This is a genomic window from Dyadobacter jejuensis (assembly GCF_003149085.1).
GTDB lineage: Bacteria > Bacteroidota > Bacteroidia > Cytophagales > Spirosomataceae > Dyadobacter > Dyadobacter jejuensis.
In genome coordinates this window covers 218,047-243,262 of the sequence record NZ_QGDT01000001.1, presented here as the reverse complement: position 1 = coordinate 243,262, position 25,216 = coordinate 218,047, and the positions used below count along the sequence as shown (strand labels likewise).

Below are 25,216 nucleotides of genomic sequence, written 5' to 3'. Positions count from 1 at the left end.
TATCAACACTTTTCCTCCGAAAGGCTGAAAACAAAAACCCTTGGCAGGTCTCCTGGCTCATCTTCTCGCCCCCTAGGCCTTCCCATTCTGCAGCACAGAACAGTGGCAATGAAGATTCGGGTACGAGTCACTAAGACTCACAGTTGCGGGGACAGCTCCCGGTCTTCACGGGATTCCCTATTAAGCACGATCGCCATGTAATGGCTGTGGGCACCAAAGTTTGGCAAAGGTAAGAAAATATACCGGTGAATTCCGATTTATACCCGCCAACACAGCGACAGCTAAAAGCGATCCCTTATCTTTGCCCAAAAAAGCACCTTGCTCAATACGCTCACCAACCGTTTTACCATCTCCCACCAGCATAAGGGTACGCTGCTTATGTTGGGCACTACCCTGTTTTTCGCACTTACAGCCGGTATTTCAAAATGGCTCGGGAAGGACTATCCCACTTTAGAACTGGTTTTCTTTAGAAATATAATCGGAGTTCTGTTTATCTGGCTCAGTATTCGCAGCCGCCCTATAGAGCGAAAAGCCGGAGGAAAACTAGGGCTACTGATCTTCAGAGGAGTAGTAGGTACCCTGTCGCTTTATATGTTCTTTTATTCTATACAGGTACTAGGCCTGGGGCATGCCGCTACTTATCAATATACCTATCCTATATTCCTGGCCCTATTGTCGTGGTTATTCTTGGGTGAACGGCTCAAAATACCAGAATGGCTGGCCATATTCATCGGCTTTGTGGGGATACTATTCGTCTTCCGACCCGACCTCGACGTTCCTGCCGGTGAGCATATCCTCGGATTGGGAGTCGCTATCCTTACTGCCGTCTCTTACCTCTCTATAAGGCGCCTAGGGCAGTATTATGACGTCCGTACCATCATTTTATCCTTTATGCTCAGCGGGATTTTGATGCCCCTATTGTCGATGGTCATAGGAGAGTCCTTTCCTGAAATTGAGGACAATTTTCTAGTCGGACACTTTATTTTACCTCATACTACTTACCACTGGCTAGGATTTCTGGCCCTGGGCATTACGGCCTATTTGGGCCAAAAGATGCTCACCCAGGCATTTACCTACGACAAGGCTGGGCGGATTGCCGCAATAGGCTATTCCAATATTCTGTTTTCTACCATTCTGGGTATCCTCATGGGCGAAAGCTTGCCCTCCACAGCCATGGTGATAGGCATGTTACTCATTATATTTGGAGGCGTGCTTATAGCACTTACCAAATCCAAAAGTTGACGGGAATACCTCAGGGGGGTAGATCGCTCCGACATCATTAGAGGCCTATGCACCCTTTCGTGCTGTCCTCCAAGATTGAAGCCAAGGAAACTATTAACCGACTATTTGTTGTTCTGAAGAAAAAACTGCCATGATCAACACCACTTTACGTTATATCCTGCTACTAGCCATCCTTAGCCTGAGTACGGCTTTTAGTACCGGCCCCGCTAAGGATTCCCCGATTCAGTGGATCACCATTGAAGAGGCCTACGCCAAAATCCAGCAGAAGCCCAAAAAGATTCTTATCGATGTATATACCGATTGGTGTGGATGGTGTAAGGTGATGGACCGCGAAACCTTCCGTAACTCCGAAGTAGCCGCCTACGTCAACGAAAACTACTACGCTGTCAAATTCAACGCGGAGCAAAAAGAACCCGTTACCTTAGGGAATATGCAGTTCGAATACGATGCCGCCAACCGCGTTCACCAGCTGGCGCTCTCGCTCACCAACAACCAGCCTAGCTACCCTACCACGGTCTTTCTCGACGATCACTTTCAGATGATCCAACCCTTACCCGGTTATATGAAGGCTCGGGAATACCATGAGGTGATTACTTTTTTCGGAGAAGGATACCATAAAAAAGAGGCCTTCGATACCTACAAAAAAACCAGTTATAAACGGCTTTTTAAGCAGGGAACCTAAGGCCTCCTCTTGTCGAACTGGCTACCCTCATTCGGGAGCTTTGTCTTATACCGATTCTCCTTCTTGCATACGCTCTGCATTTTCGGCAATACGCAGCTTTTCGATGAAGTCGGCAATGTCGCCCTCCATAACCGCAGGAAGGTTATATACCGTATGCCCGATGCGGTGGTCGGTAATGCGGCTTTGTGGGTAATTATAAGTCCTGATCTTATCGGAACGGTCACCGCTGCCCACCATCGACTTGCGCTGGGAACTAACGGCATCGTTATGTTTCTTGAGTTCTATTTCGTACAAGCGCGACCTTAAGACACTAAGAGCCCGATCCTTATTCTTGAGCTGTGAACGCTCGTCCTGGCAGCTTACCACCAAGCCCGACGGAATGTGGGTAAGGCGAACCGCCGAATAAGTCGTGTTTACCGACTGGCCACCCGCTCCTGACGACATAAAGGTATCGATCCGAACGTCGTTCATGTTGATCTGCACGTCCACTTCCTCCGCTTCGGGCAACACGGCCACAGAAGCCGCCGATGTATGGATCCGTCCCTGCGATTCCGTTTGTGGAACCCGCTGCACCCGATGTACGCCCGATTCGAACTTCATTTTTCCATATACGTCCTCACCCTCTACCTTACAGATGATCTCCTTATATCCTCCATTGGTACCCTCTGTATAATCCATTACGGAAGCTCTCCAACCCATTTTTTCGAAGAACCGCTGGTACATCCTAAACAAATCGCCAGCAAATATGGCGGCTTCATCGCCCCCCGTTCCGCCTCTAATCTCTAATATGATGTTGCGGCTGTCGTTAGGGTCTTTCGGAATAAGCAACTCCTTGATGGTCGCTTCCATTTCCTCAAGCTTAGGCAACAGCATATCCAACTCCTCCTTGGCCATCTCCCTAAGCTCCTCATCCTTCTCAGTAGCCACTAGCTCCTTGTTGCCGGCAATTTCCTTTTGTAACTTAAGGTAGGCCTCGTACTGCTCCACAATGCGCCCCAAGTCCTTGTACTCCTTACTTAACTTCGAGTATTTGTTGGAGTCCGATACGACTTCAGGTTGGCTGATTTGCTGCGAAACTTCTTCAAAACGTTCCTTGATCGCCTCTAATTTATCTATCATCTGCTCGTTAATTCTTTATACCATTCTTTTAGGTGCACAAAGATAGTTATTATTAAGTTTTTATAATATCCTTGCCGCAGCCTCCTACCAGGTACCATGGCCCCAGTGGCCGGTATTTACTTGCATTGCTTGGTATACTTATCCTATATTTGACGTTTATAAAAATGCTATCATGAAAAATTTGCCTCTTTCTCTTGGACTGCTCCTGCTACTGGGGGCCTGTAATGCCAAAAGGCTCGACAATACCAAAGAACTCTCTAAAGAAATAAAAGCCAGCCAAATAAAACGAGTGACCAATACGCAGCTGATTTATACGGTAGATGAATGGGGTAAGAAAATTGCACAAATCGCCCAAAAATCATTGGCGAAAGAGTTAGAGGCCCATCCCGAAAAGGCCGCTACCCTGTGTAAAAATTTAAATTCTATCCCCGTGCTTGCCGCCTTAGCAAAAGAATATGGGGTACGTATGTCCCTGTGGAGCACCGCCGACCTACACAACCCCGACCTGCTCCCCAAAGAACTGGAAATGCTGAAAGCCTATCAGTATGCGGCACTGAACAACCCCACCGACAAAGATAATATCCAGACCCTGGGCGACTCCCTGCTGCTGTACAACGCTCCGGTGCCTACCGACCACCCCATTTGTAATAGCTGCACCCCCGACGACCACTTTGCCCTTTGGGCGCTGGTGTTCGACAAAAAGCAGATTATCCGTAAGCTTGATGCCAAACAGCTTGTCGATTGAACGCAGCCATATTTAAGATTATTTAAAGGAATTTTAGGCCGCATTAAAGATATTCATTCAATAAAAGATATTAAGGTCTTTTAATATTTATTATGGCTTATATTTGGGAAGAATTTTTCTTTCACCCAAATCATGAGAGCACATGCTGACGACCGAACAGAAGGAATTGGTAAAAGCTACCGTACCTATATTGAAGGAAAGCGGGGTATTATTGACAGATTATTTTTACAAGCGCATGTTGAGTGGCAATCCTGAACTCAAGCATGTATTTAACCTAGCCAACCAGCGCAATAAAAAACAACAGACCGCACTAGCAATGGCGGTACTGGCCTATGCCGAGCATATAGAGGACCCCTCGGTATTGATGCCGGTTGTCGACGGAATCGGCCACAAGCACGTGAGCCTCAACATACGCCCCGAGCAGTATATGATCGTAGGCAAGCATCTGATCGCCTCTATCGGGGAGGTACTCGGGGAAGCGGCGACGCCCGCTCTGTTAGAAGCCTGGACGGCCGCCTACAACCAGCTAGCCAGTATCATGACAGGGCATGAGGATGGCCTCTATCACCAGCAAGTACAGCGACCAGGTGGATGGAGCGGATGGAAACCCTTTACCATCAAAAAGAAACAGAAGGAGTCGAGTGAAATAACCTCTTTCTACCTTGTACCTACCGATGGAGGGCCGGTTGCCGACTTTATTCCCGGCCAATATTTAAGCATTCGCCTATTTATACCCGAGCTGGGCCTTTTACAGCCCCGTCAATACAGCATTTCCAATGCGCCAAATGGCGAATATTACAGAATTTCGGTCAAAAAAGAGGGAGCCCCCGAGCCTAATCCCGATGGCCTCATCAGCAACAGGCTGCATAGCCATGTTCAGGAAGGCGACATCGTGGAAGTAACGGCACCTGCTGGAAGCTTTTTCCTCAAGGACCAAGGTGACCATCCCGCCATATTTATCAGTGGGGGCGTCGGCCAGACTCCCCTCATGAGCATGTTGGAAGCGCTAATCAGAACGGGTAGCAAGAAACCCAAGACCTGGATTTATGGATGCAAGGACATAGATGCCCATGCATTCAAAGACCAACTAGAGCTATGGGCGAAAGAAAATAAGGAAGTCTCCAAACATATTTTCTACGACACCCCACCTACGCCCCCCCATACCGAGCAGGCATACCAGGGCTGGGTGGACCTGGACCTCCTCGACGAGGCCATATTAGCCCCCAACGCCGATTATTATATTTGTGGTCCGGCCCCCTTTATCACCAAGCATATGAAGGCGCTACTTGAAAAAGGGATCCGTAGAGAAGCCATTCATTTCGAGGAATTTGGCCCACAGACGCTCTCTTTTAACGAGAATTAATATCTTTTTTTAGCCCCCCACCTATGCCGGGCTATGGCCGTCGGCTCACAAGCCAACGGCCGTAGCCCGGCATAGCCTTATCGCCTCGATCCCCACCACAACTACCGGTCCAATCCCCTCCCTTAGCCAGAAGGAATTTTTGAATAATTGGCCATTAGGAGCAAAAGGGTACTTGCACGCATTTTAAAACTTGTTAACTTCGCTCCGTAACAGCTAGGTGATCGTAACAATGGACCCAAAATCAACATTTTCTAAAATACACTTTATTTCAATCGGCGGTAGCGTAATGCATAATTTGGCTATCGACCTTCATCAAAAAGGCATCATTATTACCGGTTCGGACGATGAGATCTACGAGCCTTCGGTAAGTCGGTTGGCCAAGCATCATTTATTACCCACTCAGATGGGCTGGTTTCCCGAGCGTATCACCCCCGACCTCGATGCCGTAATACTCGGTATGCATGCCCGGGCCGACAACCCCGAATTGGCCAGAGCCAAGGAGCTAGGGATTAAGGTATACTCCTATCCCGAGTATATTTTCGAGCATAGCCAAAACAAACAAAGGGTGGTTATTGCAGGAAGCCATGGAAAAACTTCGGTAACGTCCATGATTCTCCATGTATTAAAATTCCATAACCGTGTATTCGACTACTTGGTAGGGGCTCAGCTCGATGGCTTCGAAAATATGGTGAAGCTCTCTAACGATGCGCCGGTCATTATTATCGAAGGAGATGAGTACTTCACCTCGCCCCTGGACAAGACCCCTAAGTTTATGCATTATCAGCCCCATATCGCCCTGATCAGCGGCATTGCCTGGGATCATTATAATGTGTTCTCTACCTGGGAGCAGTATGTACAGCAATTCGAGCGCCTCGCCGACAGTATCCCAAAAGCCGGCGCCATTATTTTCGATGAAACCGACAATATGCTCGACGTGATAGGGCGTAAGGGCCGCCCCGACGTCGCCGCCATCCCTTATAATGCGCATAAGTCCAAAATAGTGGAAGGCAAAACGTACCTGCAAACCGATACCGACGAACTGGTGCCCCTGCTCATTTTTGGGGAGCATAATATGAAAAATATCAGCGGGGCATGGGATGTCTGTGAGCGATTAGGAATCACCAAGCCCGACTTTTACAAGGCGATCAGCAGCTTTAAGGGGGCTTCCAAACGATTAGAAAAACTAGCCTCTAAGGGTGAGGTACATATTTTCCGCGATTTTGCCCATGCTCCCTCCAAGGTGGAGGCCAGCACCTTAGCGGTAAAGGCGCAGTTTCCGGAAAGCACACTGGTAGCCTGCGCAGAACTGCATACTTTTAGCAGCCTTAACAAGTCGTTTATGAGTCAGTACCGCCGTAAACTCAATGCTGCCGACGTAGCCGTTGTATATTTTAACCCGCATACCGTCGAAAGCAAGAGACTGGAGCCCATCACAGAAGAGGAGATCAAGGCGGCCTTTAAGCGAGACGACCTACATATATTTACCGAAGCAGCTGCCCTAAAGGCCTTCTTAACCAGTCTGAAATGGGAGCAGGCCAACCTTTTACTAATGAGCTCAGGGACATTTGGAGGCATGGACCTGAAGGCGCTGACTGAGGAAATTTTAGCATAAAAAAGACCAAAGAAAAACACGCAACTAATATAAGATGAAATCAATAGTCGTTTATTGCGGGTCCAGCTCGGGGAAGAACCCTATTTATGCCCAACAAGCCTATGCCTTGGGCGAAGCGCTCGCCAACAGGGCCATCCGGGTAATATATGGTGGGGGAAATATGGGCCTCATGGGTAAAGTAGCCAATGGGGCCATCGAAAACGAAGGCTTGGTTACTGGAATAATCCCGAACTTCTTGGCCAAATTGGAGGTGGCACATAACACCCTCACAGAGCTACACCTGGTAGATACCATGCATGAGCGGAAGGCTAAGATGGTGTCGGTTTCCGATGCCGTCATCGCACTACCTGGGGGCTATGGAACCTTCGACGAACTCTTTGAGATATTAACATGGGCCCAGCTAAAAATCTTCTCTGGGCCCATTGGGCTACTCAACGTGAACGGATACTACGATCTACTCCTTTTGCAGCTCGACAAAATGGTAGAGGAAGGATTCTTGCACCCCTCCAATAAGGAGCTACTACTGGTAGATACCGACATAGCCGGCTTACTTTCACAAATGGAAGCGTACATAAGCAAGCAAGGTGAAAATAAGAACTTGGATCGTACGTTATACATCGAAGACGGTAAACAGAAACCCGAATAGGGACTGCCCCGTACCATTGATAACTATACCTACTCTATACTCAAGTTAATAATGCGGATTTTATCCCCCTTCTTCTTTATCATCAGCGGAGTATTTTGCTATGCCCAGCCCGAAAACTTAGGCAAAACGGTCAATACGGAATACAACGAAATAGCGCCCATCATCGCACCTGACGGGAAGACGATCTATTTTAGCCGGATCAGTCACCCACAGAACACCAACGGTACGAAGGGCAGTCAGGACATCTGGTATTCGGAACTTAAAAACGACCTATGGACGGCCGCCAAGAGGCTACCCGCACCCCTCAACCGCGAAACCTATAATAGCCTCTACAGCATCACGCCCGATGGAAACACGATTCTTATAAAAGGTTCTTATAAAAATGGGGTGTATGAAACGCGAGGTTTTTCTGTGAGCCAAAAAACCGCCAGAGGATGGAGCAGACCCAATAAGCTGGAAATTCCTGGATATACCAAGCTCAGCAAGGGACAGTTTGACTGCGGCTTTCTGTCCAATGACGGGAAGGTATTGGTGATGTCGTTTAGCGAGAAAAAGAATAGCAAGGTCGATGATCTGTATGTAAGCTTTAAAGACAAAAAAGGGGATTGGTCCAAGCCTATGAATTTAGGACCGGAGATCAACAGCAAGGAGTTTACCGAAACCACCCCTTTCCTGGCTTCGGACGGGTATACCCTCTATTTTTCAAGTAACAGAAAAGGAGGTCAAGGTAGCAATGATATCTATTACAGCAAGCGTATCGACAAAAGTTGGAAGCGCTGGAGCCGGCCCGTCAACCTCGGTGCCGAAATCAACACCCCCGAATACGACGCCTACTACACCATATCGGCATTAGGCGACTATGCCTATATGATTTCCTTTAAGGATAAAGAGAAAAAAGGCGATATCGTGCGTTACGATTTGAGGCCACAACAAACGCCCACCGAAAGCGACTCCGCCGCCGCTCCTATTGCGCAAATCCCCACGCCCGACCCTGTGGTGATGATCAGCGGGAAGGTGATCGACTCCAAAACCGGCAAGCCAGTAGAAGCCACTATCATATATGAAAATCTTGCAGATGGAGAAGAGGTAGGTACGGCCACCACCAACCCTACCACCGGTGAGTACAAAATTGTGCTTCCTTATGGTCAGAAATACGGGATGCGCGCCGTGGCCCCCAATTTTATTGCCGAAGGAGAAAACGTAGACCTTACCGACTCCACGGGGAGCAATGGCAAACTCCAGTATAAGGAAATCACCAACCAGTCTCTAAAATTAATTCCGATCGAAGAGGGGCAGATCGTAAGGCTCAACAACATTTTCTTTGCTACCGGCAAATCTACCTTAGACAAGACCTCCTCTCCCGAGCTAAACCGTATTGCCCTAACCATGTCCGAAAATAAAACCTTAGCCATAGAACTAGGGGGACATACCGACGACGTGGGAGGCGATGCTTTTAACTTAAAACTCTCCCAAGACAGGGCCGACTCTGTCCGCGAGTACTTGATAGGAAAAGGAATAGAGCCCGACCGCATTGCCAGCAAAGGATATGGAGAGACTAAGCCTGTAGCCAGTAACGACACCCCCGAAGGGCAACAGAAAAACCGGAGGGTAGAATTTAAAATTCTAAAGAAATAAAATAGAGAAATGTCAGTGATAGATCACCACCAAAAGTAAAAATACGACCAACCAAAGGGCATCTACAAAATGCCAATACCGGGTCACCAGTTTCACTTTTAGCCGGTTTGGAGGGTTTACACTATAAACGAACGAGTCGACATAGGAACTGTTCTTTAAAGCCTTTTGAAAGAGCATTCCCATATAGACGACGCCTACCAGAATATGCAACATATGTAGGCCAGTGAGTAGATACACGAAGCCTATGGCCATATTGTCTTTAACAAAGACCCAGTTTTCGGACATTACATACCAACCACTCGCCTGTAGCACCATAAAGATTAGGCCTAAGGCCAGGGTAGCCCCCAGAAATATCCTAAAATGAAGGAACCGCTCCTGTTTAAAGGCTAAGTTGGCTTCATGAAGCGTAATACTGCTAAAAAGAATGACTAAGGTACTTAACCAGAATAGGTCGGGAAGGACGATATAATTATAACTATCGGGGTTGACTCTGGTCCAGTAACTGAAAAAGATGACGGCAAACAGGAGTATACTACCCCCTAGCCCTAACCAAAGCATAAAGCCAAGCGGTTCTCGTCGCTTGGTAAACTTGTTTTCATCGAAACGGGTAGAGTGCTTGGTACTCATCTTAACAACTGCTGATTATCGACCCTTGTAGAAATAAAGCTATCAATGGGTTAATATAACGGATATAAATAAATTTCCCGCATATGTAAACTCAAATTTATTTTAGAACCCCATGCCACTGCTTTAGTCCTACAAAGGAATTCATTAAATCGGTTTCTTGATCAAATATTCCATAAACGGTAGAACCCGACCCCGTCATAGAAGCATACAGGGCCCCCGACTCATAGAGTCGGTTCTTAATTTGTCCTATTGCGGGGTATTTCGCGCTTAAAGGACCCTCGAAATCATTTACCACATTATATCGCCATTCTTCTATTGGGGCTATTAGGCTCTGTCGAAGATCCTGAGCGGGCTCCTTTGCTATAATACCAGCATAGGCCTCAGCCGTAGAGATATGAATCCCAGGATTGACTACTACGATCCATTTACCAGCCAAGGAAAGGGCGATGGGCTCGAACTGGTCGCCCTTCTGATAGCAGTATACCGGTTCATTCTTTACAAAAAAAGCGCAATCGCTACCAAGTTGCCGGGCGTAGTCGGCCAGCTGAGCCTCCGACAGTTTTAAGTCGAACTGTTGGTTCAGCGCCATTAGGGTAAAGGTAGCGTCGGCGGAGCCACCACCCAGCCCAGCGCCAATGGGTAGGGCCTTCAACAAATGGAGGGCCACCGTCGGCAGAGGATAGTCCTTGGCCAGCAGGCGGTAGGCCTTAAGGCATAAATTATCGCCTTCGGCCCCTGGCACGTCGATCCCTGCCACATGGCATACGAGCTCCTCGGCCGGCACCACCTCTAAGGCGTCTGTCCACCCTATGGGATAGAAACAAGAGGAAATATTATGGAATCCATCCGGCCTTTTTCCTATAATATTGAGGCCTATATTGATTTTTGCGTTGGGGAATACCACCATGAAATTTCGAACCTATGTTGTCAATAGTGGGGAAAAATTATTTCCCCCAGCGCCATTCTTGACCTATCACCAATTCATTTTTGAGTCCTTGTGATATTAAAAACTCTTTGGTCTTGCTATCCGACAGTTTTTTTACGGGTAATTCGGGCGCGGTAGCCAGGGCATACAGGTACATCGCCGCCACCCGAACGGTATTCTTTAGCTCAGCTTCATCCACTAGCTCCATATCGTCGCAGTCGGCATGATAACAATCCAATACCGACCGATCGAGATGTCCTAGGAGCCCGGCAATGGGTACTCCTTCGAGCATAAAAGGCTGATGGTCGCTGTGCAGCCCCGCCCGGTTGGCCGATTCATTTTTGAAGGCTGGATACACCTGCTTGATCGCCTCGCTCACCGGCTCATAAAATGATTTCATCTCCTCCCGACCAAACAGGTTGATCCCTTTAGGGTCGTTGGTCATGTCGAGATTCATCATAAAACTCACCCGATTGATCTGTCCCGTTTTTTTCAACTCCCTGACAAAATGCTTTGATCCTAATAGACCTTGCTCTTCGCCCATAAAGAGTACAAATTGGATGGTTCTTTCGGGCTTCACTTTCAGCTTGCGAAAAGTACGGGCGATGTCCATCACCGCAAAAGAGCCTATACCATTGTCGATGGCGCCAGTGGCCAGGTCCCAAGAGTCCAAATGCCCCCCGATCACCACCGTTTCATCGGTTTTACCCTTGATGGTCGCCACCACATTCCTGGCTTTTATAGGCTTAGAAAGGTTATGCATTTCTATTTGAGCCTCCAAGGGTCCCTCTTCTTTTATCCAGTTACGAATTTCCACCCCGCTACTGCTAGAGATGCAGACTGCCGGAATAGAAATAATACCACCGGTAACCGATGCCGTACCTGTCAATAATATATTTCCTGGAGCACCATTGACCATGACGATCCCTGCGGCTCCATATTTAATGGCTAGAGCCGTTTTTTCGGAACGGTGAAGGTTCTTCTTACCTTTTGCGTCTACCAACCCGATATTGGCCATAGCCACCTTGCCTTTCAATTTATGCTTTACGGCTTCAAAATCCTCCTCCAAGCCATTGCCCACGTCCACTACTACTCCCTGCAGATTGGCATCTACGGGCGAATGAGCCAGAGAAACGACAGGAATTTCCCTAAAGTTATCGCTACTGCTCGGCGCCATACTGAGCGTAACGGTGTCGCGCATCCAGGACTCCACGACGAAGGGCTGGTATACGACGTCGGTAAAACCGTATTCCTTCAAAAGATTGAAGGCGTATTCTTCCGCTTGCTGCCCATTAGGACTACCCGTTAGCCGGTGCCCTATTGAGGAAGTGGCCTCATCCAGTGTTTGGTACGCCCTACTGTGCTTACTAACCTCATTATTAATTTTTTGAAAACTTCTTTCCCACTTTTTCTCCCCTCCACGGAAGGCCGAAAACGCTAGAAACACACCCCCAGCTAAAAGCAGCAGTAACTTTTTTTTCATAATAACGCCAATTCAACGATTTGTTTTTCCAAAATCCGAACTTACTGATTGGTAACCAGTCCTCTTCGAATATGCGGACTAAAGTTAACATAAATTAGACGCTAAAAGGATTCCAAAGGTTCGGATTAAGCAATAAAATGATTGAAAGGTCGAAAGAAAGAGCCATAAGAAGCCCCTTTCAACCGACCTATTCCGTTGATATTCAATGGTATTAAGAACCTTTTCTTCACAAACTTCTTAGTCGAACACCACCACGCCTTTGGCATTCTTACCGGCCAACAGATCGTCGAAAGCCTGTTGCAGATCGTCGAGCCGATACGCTCGGGTGATCATTTCATCCAGCTTAAGGTCACCTTTCTTATACAGTCGCATCAGATTGGGGAAGTCGATCTGGGGGCGACATTTCCCATACAGGGGGTTGATATACACCTTGTCCCATTCGAACAACCGCATGTCGATGGTGATTTCTTCTTCTATTCCACTCACTTGTATGGCCGTGCCTGCATTGCGCACCATCGCCAGGGGAGCGGCCCCCAAGGCTGGTATGGCGGTGCACTCGAAGGCGTAGTCCGCTCCACGCCCTCCCAACAGGTCTTTTACTCGCTGGGCGGCCCTGAGCAAACCCGTGTCGTCGCGCTCAGCCAATAACAAGTCGGTGGCACCAAACTGCCGGGCCAACTCCAATTTATGCGGATTGATATCGACGGCGATGATGCGCCCCGCACCGGAGATTTGGCAGGCGTTGATCACATTGAGGCCCACTCCGCCACAGCCCAAAACGACTGCCGAGCTACCCGCTTCCAGCTTAGCGGCATGCACCACCGAACCATAGCCGGTCATCACCCCGCAACTGATGATACTGGCGGCCGAGAAGTTCAAATTAGGCTCCTCCACCCTCACTACGGCCGACTCTTTCACCAAAACATACTCACTCAGGGTACCCAGGTTAAACGATCTTTCGATGGCCTGGCCTTTCCATTGGCTCCCTTCCAGATGAGCGTGTCCGGGAGTATGTCCGTTTCCACCGGCTACTACCGGGGAGTGGTTCTCACAAATATGTTGGTTTCCTTCTTGGCATTGGAAGCAGTGCAAGCAAGGCGTCGCCCAATTGAGGATCACCTGGTCGCCCTCCTTTAGTCCCTTTACCGCCGCTCCTACCTTCACGATGATTCCCGCCCCTTCGTGCCCCATCACGATGGGTTTACCCCACGACAAGGAATCGTAGTCGGTATGGCAGAGGCCGGCAGCCTTCATTTTTACCATTACTTCGTCCGACTCGGGATCCTGCACCACCACCTGGTCGATCACAAAACCACCCGTACCAGTAGCCACCGCACTTTTTGATGTAACTGACATATTTTATATAGTTTTTAGAAAGCTCACACCATTGGAGCTTTTAGATTGATTCACTAAGAAGGTTGGCCAACTTGAAGTCCACGGTAGGATCGGCTAGCTGGGTCTTGTCGATGCGTTGCCCTCCTTTTATCAGTTTAGTACCCAATACATAGGCCTTGGCCTGATTAACGGCATCTACCGCTAGCAACACTTCGTCGAGGAAATACCAGACCGAAAAGCTATTTGGGTTCTCCGCTTCCTTCCGCACCAGCACCTGGTTATAGCCCTGTGAAAGGCCTACCATTTGCAGCTTCACGTCGTACTGGTCCGACCAAAACCAAGGCAATGTATCGTAAACGGGCTCCTTGCCGGCTATAGCGGCTGCCGCCACCTTGGCTTGGTCCACGGCATTCTGTACCGACTCCAGTCGCACATATCGGCCATAATGTGGGTTGTAATGGTAGGTACAGTCGCCAATGGCAAAGATCGACTCGTCGCTGGTCCGTGCGGAGGCGTCGACTCTAATTCCATTATCAATGGTTAGGCCGGCTTGTTGGGCCAACTCTTTATTGACTACGATCCCCACCCCTACCACGATCAGGTCGGCCTTATACACCGTTCCATCGCTACAATGCACCTCATTCGCCTCTCCATGGGGCTCTATAGCCACTACATTTTTAGAAGTAAAAACTTTCACCCCATGCGCCGCATGAAGGTCGTTAAAAAAGGCAGACATTTCGGGTGCCGTTACCCGGGCCAATACCCGCTCTTCCCTCTCCAGGACCGTCACAGATGCTCCCAGCTTTCTCAGGGAGGCCGCCGTCTCCAGCCCAATATACCCTCCTCCAATAATCACCACTTCTTTGGAAGTTCCCAGCCTTAATACCTCCCTTATATGCGCTACGTCGGCGGCGGTACGCAACGGAAAAAGGTTTTTGGCCTGGTCTATACCCCTGATGGGGGGCATAAAGGGGCGAGCCCCTGTAGCCAGTACCAGCTTGTCGTATGGCTGAATACCCCCATCGGCCAGCACGATATGCTTGGCCTGGCCATCCATAGAAACGACCGTCTCACCGAGTTTCAGCACTATTTGTTCCTTGTTATAACGCTCGGCAGCCTGTAACCGGTTTTTATCTAGCCCATCGTCGTTGCTCAGATAGGTTTTCGACAGTGGGGGACGGTGGTAAGGCAGCTCGGGGTCCGCATCGTAGAGGAGTATCTCTCCCTCCCATCCTTCCTTTCGCAAGGCAAAAGCGAAATTTACCCCGGCATGGCTCGCCCCTATCACCACACAGACTGGCTTCTTTGTTGGCATTTCAGTCATCATTTTTTTATTTAATTGGCCACCGTCAGCACTATGCCATCCAAGGCCCCACTGATTTCTATCTGGCAGCACAAACGGCTGTACTCGTTGGCATTATCGTCGAGTTCGAGCATATCGGTCTCTATTTCGGAAGCTGGTCCCGTTTTATGCATATCTTCGGGTGCCACATGCACATGGCAGGTAGCGCAGGAGCATACCCCACCACAGTCGCCGTCGATGCCACTCACCCCGTTCTCTACGGCCAGGGCCATCACCGACCCGGCGGTGCCTTCTAAGGTAATGGTCTGATTGTCGTTGGTGATAAAGGTTATTTGAGCCATGGGATTAATGATTTATGGGATTAATTTTTACGGATAATTTATGAAAGCCTACCTTACGCTTAAACTCATCGAGTTCCTCTATATTTTCTGTAAAATCCAGCATTTCGATGGTGCTAACCCTTTCAGCTAGGGTTTGGAGCAATATCTTCATGATCTGTCGGGCGTGGGTAGCCCCTAGGCAGTTATGATGGCTAAAGCCGAAGCCCACATGTGGGTTAATCTTCCGGTCGAGTACTATTTCATTGGGATTTTCAAATACGGCAGCGTCCCTATTGGCGGAGGCCCAGCACAAAGAAATCCGGCTGTCGGCTTTTACGGCATGCTCACAAACCTGGCTATCTTCCATCACCACCCGGCCCATTTGGGTAAGGGGCGAAAAATACCGAATCATCTCCTCTACGGCCCTCCCAGTGATGTCGGGTTCCTGGCGTAGCCGAGCCAAAGACTCTGGGTGCTCCGCAAAATAGGCTATAGCGTTGGTAACGGCATTAATCACCGTGTCGCGCCCACCGGCAAAAGTCAGCACCAATACGCCCTTTACCTCTTCAGGAGTCATTTTCCGGCCGTCTATTTCCGAATCTAAAAGCACGGAGTACAAGTCCCCACTGGGTTGTTTTTGGGCCCTTTCTATCTGCTCGTCTATATAATCGTAAAGCACGGTGGCTTTATCCCCATCCAACGCCACTCCCTCACTACGAAACACGTGGGTGCCCCATGATATCCACTTCTCTGATTCGCCATAATCGGTATTGAGCAACAGGGTGAGCGCCCTCGACTGCAAGGGCAGGGCCAGTTCACTCACCACTTCCACCCGCTCCTGCCCCACAAACTGATCTACGATACCGCTGATCTGATCGGTGAGGCGTTGCTGGTATTCGGCTTGCAGCGGGCGCTTAAACCAGGCCTCTACCAAAGCCCTGTATGCGCCATGGCGTGGCGGATCGACCTCGAAGGGGATCTGCCGCATATCCCGAATATTCACTTCCGAAGGTACTACGATCCGCCCAGGCACCGCCTCCGAGCTGTAGGACTTCCAGTTATGCGCACATTTGCGTACGTCCTTAAGTCTTAATACCATCGTAACCGGATCGTTCTGGTCGTCCATTTCTCCGTAGCCTTTTTCCAATCGAGCCTGCTCGAAGGGATCGGGAAGCGTGCTGTTTTTCATATTATAATATTATATATATATGTTTTAAATATTCCGAGAACACAAAGATTGGGCGTTTCTACGGCAAATACCTCGCCTGTTTTCACCAATAAGTAAACTATTCTGTTGTCTTTGTATTATTTTTGTATCGCTAGCGATAGAATACAGTATTAAACACAGCGACCGATCAACCGCCGATGGTATGAAGCCGATATTAGAACCCATACATCTTGGAGAGCAGCGTACGATTATGGGGTTTTACTATGCCAAAAAAAACTTTGAAACGCCCTGGCATTTTCATCCCCAGCATGAGCTGACCTATATTGAAGAGAGTGTAGGCACCAAGTTCATCGGAAACTATGTGGGCAGCTATCAGCCGGGCGAATTGGTGTTGCTGCGGTCGAACTTACCGCATTGCTGGAAAAACAGCACCCAGCAGGAAGGCCTCTCCCGGTCGGTGGTGGTGCAATGGAACGTAGGGGTGTTCCCCAAGGTCCCCGAGCTAGCCCCTATATTCGATATGCTCAAAACGGCCTCTAAAGGGATTATTTTTGACAAACAAGATTCCGCCCCGTTGATTGCCCAACTCAAGACCTTCCCCCAGCTCGAAGGTCCCGACCTCTACCTGCAACTGTTGACGCTGCTCGCCCAGCTGGCCAAATGTCCCTATAGAACCCTGTCCGAAACCAGCTTCACCGACGACCTGCCCACAGAATACAGCACCCGCATGGCCAAGATTCATGATTTCGTAGGGGCACATTTTGACCGGAAGGTCTACCTCAAAGAATTGTCGGACCTGGTGAATATGTCGGAACAGTCGTTTTCTCGTTTTTTTACTAAAATGATGGGTCGATCGTTTTTCGTCTTCCTCAACGAATACCGCATCAATATGGCCGCCAGAATGCTGCTCGACACGGACGACACCGTCGCGCAGATCGGCTATGCCTGTGGCTATGAGTCGCTACAGTTCTTCCACAAAAAATTCGGAGAGCTTCACGGCATAACCCCACTCAAATACCGCCAGCAATATGCAGGAGAGCGCTACCGATAGGGCTTAGCCCGACGCCTCTAGGCTCGTTTGAACTTCCTGTAAAGGGCGTTCCCTCCACTTAGCAATACCGTCAGTCCCGCAACGAGCAGCGCCATGGGCAGCGCCCACAATTCTATAAAACTATTCATTTTGGCCGTTTGAGGATCCTCCTTTAGGTATCTGATATTTATGATATCACCCTTGGAATAGTCAAATGCCGCACTGGTGCCTGTTTCGGAAGTGAATGTATAGCTTAGGCCGTCGCTAGCCTTAAACAGAATGACGGGGTAGTAATAGTCCCTGCTTCTGCTTTTAATAGTGGTTACCTCCACCACCTCCCCTTCTGTGGGAACGGAATCGACGAAGAAGGCCATTTTATCCTTCAAAAAATAGACACCTCCTCCTAGCAAGGCCAGACCAACCATAACCAGTAGAATATTTTTAAACCATGCGGATCCTTTTTCCATTTTTTGAGGGGTGAGATTTTAAGATGGTTTTAGGTATCAAGGGGTTAGGAACACTCTATTTGATCAAACCTTCTTGAGTTTCTTTTGTATTCCGGTAAGTATAAGAAAAAGGGCTGCCAAGGAAGTGTAAAAAACAACAAATGATACTATTTCTGATTGGAATCCGAAAATACCCCTGCTACCTCGTCCATAATAAGTGTGAATTACGTAAGCGATACGAAAGGTACTTATCAGGACTAATAAGGCGACGAGCCCCAAACCCATAATCCTAAACTTTTTGGCTCTCCAAATATATCGGAAGGAATAAATGATAGGGAAGTAAAAAAATGGATTAATGGTGAAAATGTGCCGTGTAAGCGTGGTTTTGTGAAAAGCGGCGATAGCAATAGAAATGCCGATCATTAACAAAAAAAGCAAGGCCATGTTTTTTTCCCTTTTCAAAAATGGCACAAATCCCCAAATGGACAAAAGAAGTATTGGGGAGGAAACCAATAAACCGGGGATATCATTCCCAACTCCCTTTTGCCAGTTTACATATAAATTAATATTAGAGAAATTGGTTAAAAGCTTATCTAAGCCTAGTATGGAATTGCCTGAAAGGGCGCTACTAAAGGACTTTTCTTCGGGAAAATGAGGATTATAGGTATTGCTTTTTAATAAGAGCTCCCCAAATGTAATGTAATTGTAATAAACAAGACATCCGACAAAGAACGTCAATAGGGCTACGCAGCCCGATAGAATGGGAACCCACGACCTAAATTCCCGAAAATCGACCTTCGCTGATACAAAAATGTACAGAAAGATGGGGAAGAAAAAAAGTATGTTTTGTAGTTCAATAAGCGTAGAAAACCCAATTAACGCTGCGACCACATACAAGTATCGTTTATCTCTGTTTATATCTTTGATCGAAATAATAGCAAGGTAAACCGCCATCATTACAAAAAGCATGGAAGGTGCATGAGAAAAAGCATGCACCGACTCAAACCAATGAAGGGTGGAAACTCCATAAATAATCGTAGATAAATAGGCCAAATTAAAACCAAAGCCGATTTTCAGATAGAGAAGAAACATCAAAACCAAGCCTAAAATGCCACATATATTGGGGAGGAATAAGACGGCTATGATATCGGCTTCAAACTTGTTACCAAAACTGCTTTTGCTAACAAACTCAAAGAAATTGGAGTAGGCAATAAAAGGAAGCATGAGAAACGCATTTCCTGGTAACCTATCCGAATATATAATTCCATCTTTTACGGCATAATCGGTATCTTTCACATATCCGAAAAATGGAGTGATTTCTGTTTTATGGTTGTAGTAGATTGATTTGGCTAATGCAAAATGACTACCATCATTAGAACAGTTGATTCCCTTAGAACTGGTAAAATACAATATTGCGTAGACCAATAGTGTGAAATAACCGATGTTGGTTTGAATTTTAGTTAAAGAGATAGCCTGGGGCATAGTATTTAAAAAATTAATTGGACTGATTGTACCCTGCCTTATCAGTTAATTCCGCTCGCTGTGAATATTAGCTTAAAACCGATGCGATACCAGATCGAAATTATAATACTTCTAGAATCGAACTAAAAGTAGGGCCCCTTCGGCTAAAGTTCAAAAATTTTGACCGTATTTTTAACCCTAAATACTCCAATTTTTTTTAAGGTAGTGCTACGATCCATTTAAATTGTCTCCGGTTTTATATTCATAATCAAAATCACTAAGGGGGCCTCTCCAGTTTTTCACACTACTAGTCTTTATACAGACAAAGCATATAGATTTATTTGCAAAAATATCAATATTCCCCTCCCAGCAACGCCAATCCAATTTTTTCCTTAACACCCCAACTCTTTCCAGTAGATACTAATTTATGGAAAGCTTATAAAATAAGATGGAGAATGGAAGATATTTAATTTTTTCAATGCAACAGTATAGTTTTTTTTAACGTAACTTTTGATTGTAATATGACCCTATTCCTTTTATTGTTAGCAACTTATACATGCAAAAAACTTTACTGGTTTTACTTTTCTCTTTAGGGGTACTGCACCATTCTCATGGGCAGGTTGGATGTGAAAACATTGGTTTTGAGCTGGGCACAACGAGCGGCTGGACACTTACCTATGGTACCGTGACCGATGCCAATCAAAAAACTGTTTATAGTGCCGAGCAAAGTGGTTCCAATGATCATTATATTACCAATTTGACCGACGGAAATGACCCCAAAATACCCTCCATTCCCATGGTGGCGCCGGGAAGCACCCATTCCATCAGAATTGGAAACATTACCGAAGGAGGACATTATTCTAGGCTCAAAACCAATTTTACGGTTACAGCCGACAATACCCTCCTACAGTATAAATTTGCGGTTGTACTACAGAATTCTGGCGCTAACGGAAATGGGAATGCGGGGCATGAGCCTTATCAGAAACCTGGGTTCAACATTGTGATTTATAATAGCCAGGGACAGGAACTCGCCTGTAGTAATTATGATGTGCAGTTACAAGGAAACGATACCGTTGATGGTTTTATGGCGTCTGGCGACATACAATATAGAAATTGGACGTATGGAGCCATCGATTTAAGGAATTACATCGGAGAGCAAATCACCATGGAAGTTACCGCTCATGGCTGCACTAGGCAGCGACATTTTGGCTATGCCTATTTTGATGCAGAATGCTTAAAATCTGAAATTAAACAGGCCTCTTTATGTCCCGACGAAGCCGGAAATGTAACCCTTGTGGCTCCTGCAGGTTTTGCAAAATATACTTGGAGTAATGGCAGTACCGCTCAAACCAGCTCCGTAAAGGCCTCAGCTGGCGATCTTTATTCCGTCAAACTGCTGCCGCTAGGTAGTTTAAATGAGTCCTGCGAATTTCAATTGGACTATACCATCGCATATAAAAAAGCCGAATCTACACTTCTAAAAACAATTTGTGATGGAGAGGAAGTTACAGTAGGGGATACCGTTTATCGCACCTCAGGGACTTTCGTTAGAAATGTTTTAAAATCAAGCATCTGTGACAGTACGGTAACCTTAGTTTTGACCGTCAACCCGGTCCCAAAGTATACCCAGCATATAGCTATTTGTGAAGGTGATACCCTGTGGGTTGGGGACTCCACCTACTATCAAACAGGCACTTTCATCAATACCATCCCCCGGCCCAATCGCTGTGATAGCCTTGTAACCACGCACCTTACCGTTTTAAAGTTAGATCTGACCTGGACCCCACGCCTATCGATCACCCAAGGCGACAGTACCCAAATAGAAATATTGGCCGATCCGCCAAATGACAATTACCTATACCGATGGAATGAAAGCATGAGCCTCTCTTGCTGGGATTGTGATCGGCCTTGGGCCAAGCCCATGATGTCAGAGGTTTTTTCGGTCATCGTATCCGACCCTGAGGAAGTATGTGCCAGAACAGCCAAAATAACTTTGACCGTTATACCTTGTGGTGTTTCTATACCAGATGCATTTTCACCCAATAACGATCAGTTAAATGACGTATTTTATGTATTAGCAGGAGACTGTATCAAGAAAATCACCCATTTGACCATTTATAATCGATGGGGCCAAGTAATCTTCTATAACCATTCTTTTGCACCATCCGATCCTAACCAGGGATGGACGGGCCTATACGATGGCTTAATGAGCCCTCCCGGAATATATACTTATAAGGTGGAAGCCGAAATGAAAAACGGAGCCATTTTGTATTACAAAGGCGGGCTTCAGCTAATTCGGTAAATTTATAAAACTCCATTATTCCAAACCATACTCTGGTGCAATACCAGATGATATCTGCTCTTCCTAGTATTTACAGGTTTTCTTAAGACAGAAGTTTATCGATATTATCGTTTTGATAGCCAAACCCAAAAAGGGGCGATAGCCCCATAATCCAAGTATAGTCGTCATCTCCCCTAAATGCGACAGGATGGTGCGCACGCCAATAAACGTATCCCCCCACCATGACCTGTCCTGGTGGGGGAATACGAAGAGTCGGACTAGAACTTCCTATACATTCCACCCAGATATTGGTTGGCCTCTTCTTCGGCAAACTGGGCCTTTTTGGCATCCCAGTGCAATGTTTTGTTGGGGAAGCGACCTGCAATGACGCCGAGTAATATGGTTTCGGTGAGTCGCGAGGCGTAAGAAAATGGTGCGCTACAAGTAGCCTTTCCTAGACAGGCATCCACAAACTCATGATAATGCTTGTGCACTTCTGAACTATACTCGCGTACTGGCTCACTAAGTTTGAATGGGGTGATATCGATATCTTTATAACTACCATCGACGATCAACTTGGGCATTACCTGGAAATGTGGTAAATACAGTCTCCCTTTTTCTCCTATAAACATAGCCCCTTGGTCGTGAAGGTCCGCACCATCGGGAAGCATCAAATCTTCCCTTTGCTGATCGGCCCCCACACCGTCGTACCAGACCCATTTGAGGGTGTCGGTGGTATATTTTGTTCCTGGAAATTCATACGTCACCATATTCTTTTCAGGGTACCCAAATCCGTTAGGCTTCCTACAATTGGTCGTGATGGTCCTTGGCACATCCAGCTGCAAGGCATTATAGGGCGTATCAAATATATGCACCCCCATATCGCCCAAAGTAGCACAGCCGTAGTCTATGAGCTTCCGCCAGTTGCCCGGATGGTAGAATCCATCTTTGTAGGGTCTTTCGGCAGAAGTCCCTAGCCACAAATTCCAATCCAAATTACTAGGAACAGCATCGGCGGTTTCAGGAATGGGTCCATTATATCCCCAGTTTTTGGGCGACCAAGCCCTTACGGTGTGCACCTTCCCCACAATACCCGATTGGATGAGCAATGTAGCCAGCTTGTAGTCATAAAAAGAATGTACCTGAATACCCATTTGGGTTACCAGCTTCTTGTCTTTGGCTATTTTGTCCATGGCTCTCGCCTCCTTTACATAATGCGTGAGGGGCTTTTGACAATAAACGGGCTTGTTCATTTCCATCGCCATCATAGAGGCTGGCGCATGGGTATGGTCGGGAGTGGACACTATCACCGCATCTATTTCCTTGCTCATTTCTTTGAGCATCACCCGGTAATCTTTATAGGTCTTCGCTTTGGGGAATCGAGATTTTACATCGGCCAATATTGCGGAGTCCACATCGCAAAGTGCCACCACATCCACTTGGCTATGTGAGGAAATAGACTCCAAATCGGCTTTCCCCATGGAGCCCAAACCCACATGAGCGGTCCTTAGACGCTTGTCGGCCGACAGCGCCCATGATTCGGCAGGTAACATGGCTAGGGAAGATAAAGCGGCTGCATTTTTGAGAAAGTCTCTTTTGTTCATAAATCAATAGGTTAATCAATCGGGGTTAGAAATAATGAAGATAAAAATAAATGTATAAAACTTTTCGCATCTAAAATACATTTTTATTGAAGGGTAAGGGCATTTATTCCAACCCTCTTAGCTTATACGTCTTGTCGGTGGTCTGTCTCTCCACAGCCCACCGACAAATGCCTTAGAATCTTTCATTATATTGTATTTAAAACCAAACTTATCAATTCCTGTTTTATACTATTCGGCCGAAGACCATGCATAGTTTTCTGGCTTATCGGCCCCATTCCAGCGCTCATGCAATGGATTATTGTGAATAAATCTTCTGCACCACTTTGGTTTTACTGGCCATGATATGAATCAATTGAATATATTGCCCCCCCCCCCCTGCCGAAGCGGACGTATGGGTGTTAAGACGTGATGTGGGTGCCATCCCCGGCGGATCAACAAATATAATTGGGTTATTAAAGCCGTAACTATAAGGAGACCAAACTGGCATCTTTTCGGACAGCGGATCCACCTGCATAAACCGCCCAATGGTCGGGTCATAGAAGCGTCGGGAAAGGTCTAAATACCCTGTACCAACTTGTAATTCTTTGCCAAGATAAAGTTTTCTGTTAAGATCATTCCTCACATTCAACCCAACAACGGGGCTGTTTCTATCGATCTCTAGCCCAAAGGGGTAGTAATTTAAATGGATTTTTCAGAGTATTGAAAGTTTTCCTATTACACAAATGGCAAAAAATAACGCAAGAGGGACGTTTTTTGCATTTTTAATTTTTGGTCCAATAATAATTTCCCCGGTAATCATCGAAATGAACGGAATAACCCTTACTGACTGCATGAGCAATGACATTTCCTCTAACTTTACCTTTTAAATCTTGAACTTTCAGAATTCCACTAGAATCCATTGCAGAAGTCATTATGCTATCTAACCCAAATTTGCTAATTTCATAACTGATTTCGAAGATTGGAGTTTCGGAATTTTCCCTTATTTTGTTAAACTCAGCATTGCTTAGTTTAACAATCCCGCAAAGGATTCTTTTTCTTTCAGATTGCCCAACCTCCAAATGCATATAGTCGAAAGGTGTAACAGTGGTAAGTCCATCATAAGGCAAGCAAAATTCTTTACCCTCTACACTTTGAAGCTTTATATATTCAGATGATAATGTATCTAAGTGTTTGTTTTTAGCGCAGTCTTCCTTTTTCGAACACCCGATTACAAATAGCATAAGTACAATGATAAAATTAGTTACTCTCATTTTGTTTCCTTTTTTTTGGATCTTCTAATTTTCTTCTATCGATTTTCCCGCCATAATGTGTTCTAAGCTCCATATTATTATTAACTCGATATCTGTTTTCAACGTTAACTGCCCGAATCTCGTTAGGATCTCTTTCAGTTCCTTTATCATCGATTGAGATATTTCTATTTTTCCTACCAGTTTCCCGGTCATATTGGTGAGAGAGTTCATGAGCTATAGTTGATTCCAAATTCTTGTCTTCTCCACTATTTAGCGGTTTAAATAAGTTATCTGAATCAAGGAGCATTAATGAGCTTTTAGGATTAACATCATTAGGGTTACCTTTTACTTTTGATCCTTGCACGTTATGCGTAAATTCAATAATATGATCAGCAGATTTGGTTGATTCCAAAGTTGAAATTATTTTTTCCAAATAAGAGTCCGATTTTCTTATGTTATTTAATGCCCCTAGGACTCGGTTGGATAGACCCGTTATGGAACTTTGCTTATATACCGACCCATCTTGATTGTAAAATTTATTGTTCTGATACCTTAATGCTAGATCCGCATTTCCATTTTTATCTCTTGAAACCACTAAAATAATATCTTTCCCATCGGGGTCAATATATTTCAAAGGATTGTTGGCTACGTAGGCATAAGGGGATAAATTAGAATATTTCTCGGCCATTGGATCCACCACGCCCCACCTCCCAATCTCCAGCATATACATCCTAGCTCCATAATCTACATACCCCGTACCCACTTGCAACTCCTTACCGTTGTAAAGATATCGGTTCACCCCATTCCTGGCATTCAACCCCACAACGGGCGTATTTCTATCAATCTCTAGCCCAAAGGGGTAGTAATATCAATAGATTTTGCGAAATTTTACGGGCTTTTCATAGTTCTGATCTGGAACTCGACAAGCCAACCTTGGACCGGATTCAGGAGGTTTCTAAA

At 46.5% G+C, this 25,216-nt stretch carries 22 protein-coding genes, 1 pseudogene and 1 riboswitch; of the genes and pseudogenes, 9 read left to right on the top strand and 14 right to left on the bottom strand.

The genetic code is table 11. The features are described 5' to 3' along the window. Positions 1–25: 25 nt before the first annotated feature. Positions 26–233, bottom strand: a riboswitch (cobalamin riboswitch). Between the two features lie 85 nt (positions 234–318). Then, a complete protein-coding gene (locus CLV98_RS01110) occupies positions 319–1,242 on the top strand; it encodes a DMT family transporter (RefSeq protein ID WP_229203149.1) in 924 nt (307 codons plus the stop codon). Between the two features lie 130 nt (positions 1,243–1,372). After that, on the top strand, positions 1,373–1,924 hold the full coding sequence (locus CLV98_RS01105; RefSeq protein ID WP_109672091.1) for a thioredoxin family protein: 552 nt from the start codon (positions 1,373–1,375) through the stop codon (positions 1,922–1,924). A gap of 45 nt (positions 1,925–1,969) precedes the next feature. Here CLV98_RS01105 and prfA read toward each other — a convergent pair whose 3' ends face one another. Continuing rightward, positions 1,970–3,043: a peptide chain release factor 1 gene (gene prfA / locus CLV98_RS01100; RefSeq protein WP_109672090.1), complete on the bottom strand. Its 1,074-nt coding sequence runs from the start codon at positions 3,041–3,043 to the stop codon at positions 1,970–1,972. Positions 3,044–3,215: 172 nt separating this feature from the next. On the opposite strand from prfA, the gene CLV98_RS01095 reads away from it, so the two are divergent. The 5 genes from CLV98_RS01095 (at position 3,216) to CLV98_RS01075 (ending at position 9,044) form a co-directional block, all read left to right on the top strand. Continuing rightward, complete coding sequence (locus CLV98_RS01095) at positions 3,216–3,788, top strand: hypothetical protein (protein WP_109672088.1); 573 nt, start codon at positions 3,216–3,218, stop codon at positions 3,786–3,788. 142 nt (positions 3,789–3,930) lie between these two features. Beyond that, a complete protein-coding gene (gene hmpA / locus CLV98_RS01090) occupies positions 3,931–5,151 on the top strand; it encodes an NO-inducible flavohemoprotein (RefSeq protein ID WP_170120656.1) in 1,221 nt (406 codons plus the stop codon). Between the two features lie 229 nt (positions 5,152–5,380). Continuing rightward, a complete protein-coding gene (locus CLV98_RS01085) occupies positions 5,381–6,763 on the top strand; it encodes a UDP-N-acetylmuramate--L-alanine ligase (RefSeq protein WP_109672087.1) in 1,383 nt (460 codons plus the stop codon). 34 nt (positions 6,764–6,797) lie between these two features. Next, positions 6,798–7,409: an LOG family protein gene (locus tag CLV98_RS01080; protein WP_109672085.1), complete on the top strand. Its 612-nt coding sequence runs from the start codon at positions 6,798–6,800 to the stop codon at positions 7,407–7,409. Positions 7,410–7,460: 51 nt separating this feature from the next. After that, complete coding sequence (locus CLV98_RS01075) at positions 7,461–9,044, top strand: OmpA family protein (protein WP_109672084.1); 1,584 nt, start codon at positions 7,461–7,463, stop codon at positions 9,042–9,044. Positions 9,045–9,056: 12 nt separating this feature from the next. On the opposite strand, the gene CLV98_RS01070 is transcribed toward CLV98_RS01075, so the two are convergent. The 7 genes from CLV98_RS01070 to CLV98_RS01040 form a co-directional block, all read right to left on the bottom strand. Further along, positions 9,057–9,671, bottom strand: a complete 615-nt coding sequence (locus CLV98_RS01070) for a cytochrome c oxidase subunit 3 (protein WP_109672082.1) — start codon at positions 9,669–9,671, stop codon at positions 9,057–9,059. A gap of 97 nt (positions 9,672–9,768) precedes the next feature. Continuing rightward, complete coding sequence (ispE, locus tag CLV98_RS01065; protein ID WP_109672081.1) at positions 9,769–10,578, bottom strand: 4-(cytidine 5'-diphospho)-2-C-methyl-D-erythritol kinase; 810 nt, start codon at positions 10,576–10,578, stop codon at positions 9,769–9,771. A gap of 37 nt (positions 10,579–10,615) precedes the next feature. Beyond that, positions 10,616–12,079: a M28 family peptidase gene (locus CLV98_RS01060; RefSeq protein ID WP_109672079.1), complete on the bottom strand. Its 1,464-nt coding sequence runs from the start codon at positions 12,077–12,079 to the stop codon at positions 10,616–10,618. Between the two features lie 237 nt (positions 12,080–12,316). Next, a complete protein-coding gene (locus CLV98_RS01055; RefSeq protein ID WP_109672077.1) occupies positions 12,317–13,435 on the bottom strand; it encodes a Zn-dependent alcohol dehydrogenase in 1,119 nt (372 codons plus the stop codon). 40 nt (positions 13,436–13,475) lie between these two features. After that, on the bottom strand, positions 13,476–14,729 hold the full coding sequence (locus CLV98_RS01050) for an NAD(P)/FAD-dependent oxidoreductase (RefSeq protein ID WP_211319957.1): 1,254 nt from the start codon (positions 14,727–14,729) through the stop codon (positions 13,476–13,478). A 20-nt stretch (positions 14,730–14,749) separates the two neighbouring features. Beyond that, positions 14,750–15,058 carry a 2Fe-2S iron-sulfur cluster-binding protein gene (locus CLV98_RS01045; protein WP_109672074.1) on the bottom strand — a complete coding sequence of 103 codons (309 nt, stop codon included), beginning with the start codon at positions 15,056–15,058 and terminating at the stop codon, positions 14,750–14,752. 4 nt (positions 15,059–15,062) lie between these two features. Next, positions 15,063–16,226: a cytochrome P450 gene (locus CLV98_RS01040; protein ID WP_109672073.1), complete on the bottom strand. Its 1,164-nt coding sequence runs from the start codon at positions 16,224–16,226 to the stop codon at positions 15,063–15,065. Positions 16,227–16,407: 181 nt separating this feature from the next. Here CLV98_RS01040 and CLV98_RS01035 point away from each other — a divergent pair, with 181 nt between their 5' ends. Beyond that, complete coding sequence (locus tag CLV98_RS01035) at positions 16,408–17,256, top strand: AraC family transcriptional regulator (protein WP_109672071.1); 849 nt, start codon at positions 16,408–16,410, stop codon at positions 17,254–17,256. Positions 17,257–17,273: 17 nt separating this feature from the next. Here the strand turns inward: CLV98_RS01035 and CLV98_RS01030 are convergent, their stop codons facing one another. Both CLV98_RS01030 and CLV98_RS01025 read right to left on the bottom strand, forming a co-directional pair. After that, positions 17,274–17,702, bottom strand: coding sequence for a DUF3592 domain-containing protein (locus tag CLV98_RS01030; protein ID WP_109672070.1), 429 nt, complete (start codon positions 17,700–17,702; stop codon positions 17,274–17,276). Positions 17,703–17,765: 63 nt separating this feature from the next. Next, the gene (locus CLV98_RS01025; protein WP_109672068.1) at positions 17,766–19,163 is read right to left on the bottom strand and encodes an ArnT family glycosyltransferase; all 1,398 of its coding nucleotides are present in this window, start codon (positions 19,161–19,163) and stop codon (positions 17,766–17,768) included. A 535-nt stretch (positions 19,164–19,698) separates the two neighbouring features. Here CLV98_RS01025 and CLV98_RS01020 point away from each other — a divergent pair. Beyond that, positions 19,699–21,444 carry a T9SS type B sorting domain-containing protein gene (locus CLV98_RS01020; RefSeq protein WP_109672066.1) on the top strand — a complete coding sequence of 582 codons (1,746 nt, stop codon included), beginning with the start codon at positions 19,699–19,701 and terminating at the stop codon, positions 21,442–21,444. 257 nt (positions 21,445–21,701) lie between these two features. Here the strand turns inward: CLV98_RS01020 and CLV98_RS01015 are convergent, their stop codons facing one another. The 4 genes and pseudogenes from CLV98_RS01015 to CLV98_RS01000 form a co-directional block, all read right to left on the bottom strand. Then, the gene (locus tag CLV98_RS01015; protein ID WP_109672065.1) at positions 21,702–23,027 is read right to left on the bottom strand and encodes a Gfo/Idh/MocA family protein; all 1,326 of its coding nucleotides are present in this window, start codon (positions 23,025–23,027) and stop codon (positions 21,702–21,704) included. Positions 23,028–23,322: 295 nt separating this feature from the next. Further along, a complete protein-coding gene (locus CLV98_RS01010; protein ID WP_109672063.1) occupies positions 23,323–23,715 on the bottom strand; it encodes an RHS repeat domain-containing protein in 393 nt (130 codons plus the stop codon). Positions 23,716–23,788: 73 nt separating this feature from the next. Continuing rightward, positions 23,789–24,277, bottom strand: a complete 489-nt coding sequence (locus tag CLV98_RS01005) for a hypothetical protein (RefSeq protein WP_109672061.1) — start codon at positions 24,275–24,277, stop codon at positions 23,789–23,791. Next, positions 24,264–25,109: pseudogene (locus CLV98_RS01000) on the bottom strand (RHS repeat-associated core domain-containing protein); the annotation flags it as partial. The pseudogene CLV98_RS01000 and the gene CLV98_RS01005, both read right to left, overlap by 14 nt. Positions 25,110–25,216 lie beyond the last annotated feature (107 nt).